This is a genomic window from Streptomyces sp. NRRL B-24572 (assembly GCF_002156145.1).
Lineage (GTDB): Bacteria > Actinomycetota > Actinomycetes > Streptomycetales > Streptomycetaceae > Streptomyces > Streptomyces vietnamensis.
In genome coordinates, this window is sequence record NZ_MWIG01000972.1 from 1 (window position 1) to 2,249 (window position 2,249).

2 protein-coding genes are annotated in these 2,249 nt (G+C 75.0%); one reads left to right on the top strand and one right to left on the bottom strand.

Annotation, left to right across the window (positions count from 1 at the left end):
- Window positions 1-55: 55 nt before the first annotated feature.
- Window positions 56-1,552, top strand: a complete 1,497-nt coding sequence (locus tag CCN56_RS39030; RefSeq protein WP_086832357.1) for an alpha/beta hydrolase — start codon at window positions 56-58, stop codon at window positions 1,550-1,552.
- A gap of 6 nt (window positions 1,553-1,558) precedes the next feature.
- Here the strand turns inward: CCN56_RS39030 and murQ are convergent.
- Window positions 1,559-2,249, bottom strand: a 691-nt coding sequence (gene murQ, locus CCN56_RS39035) for an N-acetylmuramic acid 6-phosphate etherase (protein WP_086832356.1), incomplete at its 5' end; no start/stop codon positions are given.

The window sequence follows — 2,249 nt, forward strand, 5'->3', positions numbered from 1 at the left end:
CATGCGCACAGCCTCGCGGATGGGGCCCCGGGACCCCGTCCGCGAGGCTGTGCGCATGACAACGAACCGTGGACGCAAGGCCCTGATGCTCGCCCTCTCCGTCGCCGCCGTGGCCGGGGTCGGACTCGTCGGGGGCGGGGTCGCCCCCGCCGCCGCTGCCGCCGGGCTCGAATGGGGCGACTGCGACCCCGCCGTGAAGCCGCTGCCCGGGCAGCAGTGCGCCACGCTCTCCGTCCCCCTCGACTACGCCGACCCCGACGGCGAGCAGATCGGCCTCGCCGTCGCCCGGCTGCGCAGCACCCGGCCCGAGGCGCGGCGCGGAACGCTCATGGTGATCCCCGGCGGTCCGGGGAGTTCCGGTGTGCAGCGGCTCGGGCAGAAGGGGGCCGCCCTCGCGCAGGAGGTGAACGGCGCGTACGACCTCGTCGCCTTCGACCCGCGCGGGGTCGGCGGCTCCGCCAAGGCCCGGTGCGGCTTCGACGAGGACGACCGGCGCCTGGTGACCCTGCGGTCCTGGCCCGCCGCCGACGGCGGCATCGGCGAGAACGTGGCCCGCTCCCGCCGGATGGCCGAGGACTGTGCGCGGAACGGTGGTGCGATGGTCCGCAGCCTCACCACGGCCAATCAGGTGCGGGACCTCGACCGGCTGCGGCAGGCGCTCGGCGAGCGGAAGCTGTCCGCGTGGGCCGTCTCGTACGGGACGTACGTGGCCGCCGTGTACGCCCAGAAGTTCCCGGAGCGCACCGACCGCTGGGTCCTCGACAGCAGCGCCGACCCCGACCCGAAGCACGTCGCGCAGGGCTGGCTCGCGGGCATGGCGCGCGGTGCCGAGGACCGTTTCCCCGACTTCGCCGCCTGGGCGTCCGACCCGGCGCGCCCGGAGGGCCTGCGGCTCGCCGAACGCCCCGAGGACGTAAGGCCGTTGTTCCTCGACCTCGCCGCCCGGCTCGATCGTGAGCCGCGCGCCTCGGCCACCCCCGGCGTACCGCTGAACGGCACCGTCCTGCGCCAGGCCCTCCAGCAGGCCCTCTACTCCGACGCCTCCTTCCCCGCCTTCGCCCGCCTCGTGGCCCAGGCCCTCGACCCGGCGGGCGTCCCCGTGCTGCCGCCCGAGCTGGCCGGGCCCATGCCCGACGAGGCGGCGACCGTCAGCGTGGGCGTGATCTGCAACGACGTGGACTGGCCCCGTTCCGTACCGGCGTACGAGCGGGCCGTCGCCGCCGACCGGGAGCGGTACCCGCTGACCGCGGGCATGCCCGCGAACATCACGCCCTGCGCCTTCTGGAAGGGCGGCGCGGTGGAGAAGCCGACCCGGATCACCGACCGGGGCCCGTCCAACGTGCTCATGATCCAGAACCTGCGCGACCCGTCGACCCCGCACTCCGCCGGCCTGAGGATGCGCGCGGCCTTCGGCGACCAGGCGCGCCTCGTCTCGGTCGACAAGGGCGGCCACGCGGTCTACCTCGGCAACGGGAACGCCTGTGGCGACCGCGCGGTGACCCGCTTCCTGACGGAGGGCGTGCGGCCGGCGGAGGACGTTCTCTGCCGGTGACGGACCCTACGCGTGCAGTGCCGCGCGCAGGTGGCCCCGGGAGGCGGTCAGCCGCTGCTCGGCGGTCTCGGCGTCGACGTCGGCGAGGATCATCAGGATCGCGGTCTTCACCTCGCCGTCGGCGGCGGCGAGCGCCGTCTCGATCTGCTCGTCGGGCGCGCCGGTGGCGAGGGCGACGATCCGCCGCGAGCGGGCCTGGAGCTTGTCGTTGGAGGCGCGGACGTCGACCATCAGGTTTCCGTAGGTCTTGCCGAGGCGGATCATCGTGATGGTCGAGATCATGTTGAGGACGAGCTTCTGGGCGGTGCCGGCCTTGAGGCGGGTGGAGCCGGTGAGGAGCTCGGGGCCGGGGACGACCTCGATGCCGTGCTCGGCGGCGGCGGCGAGCGCGCTGTCCGCGTTGCAGGAGAGGCCGATGGTCAGGGCGCCGTGGGCGCGGGCGTGCTCGACGGCGCCGACGGCGTACGGGGTGCGGCCGGAGGCGGAGATGCCGACGACGGTGTCGTCGGCGGTGAGCCCGAGGGCGGTCAGGTCGGCCACCGCGAGTTCCTTGGAGTCCTCGGCGCCCTCGACGGCCTTGACCATGGCGGACGGGCCGCCCGCGATGAGGCCGACGACCTGCGAGGGGTCGGTGTTGAAGGTGGGCGGGCACTCGCTGGCGTCGAGGACGCCGAGGCGGCCCGCGGTGCCGGCGCCC

Excerpts from the sequence above, each read along its gene's own strand:
- CCN56_RS39030 (WP_086832357.1), top strand. The coding sequence starts at position 56 with ATGACAACGAACCGTGGACGCAAGGCCCTGATGCTCGCCCTCTCCGTC.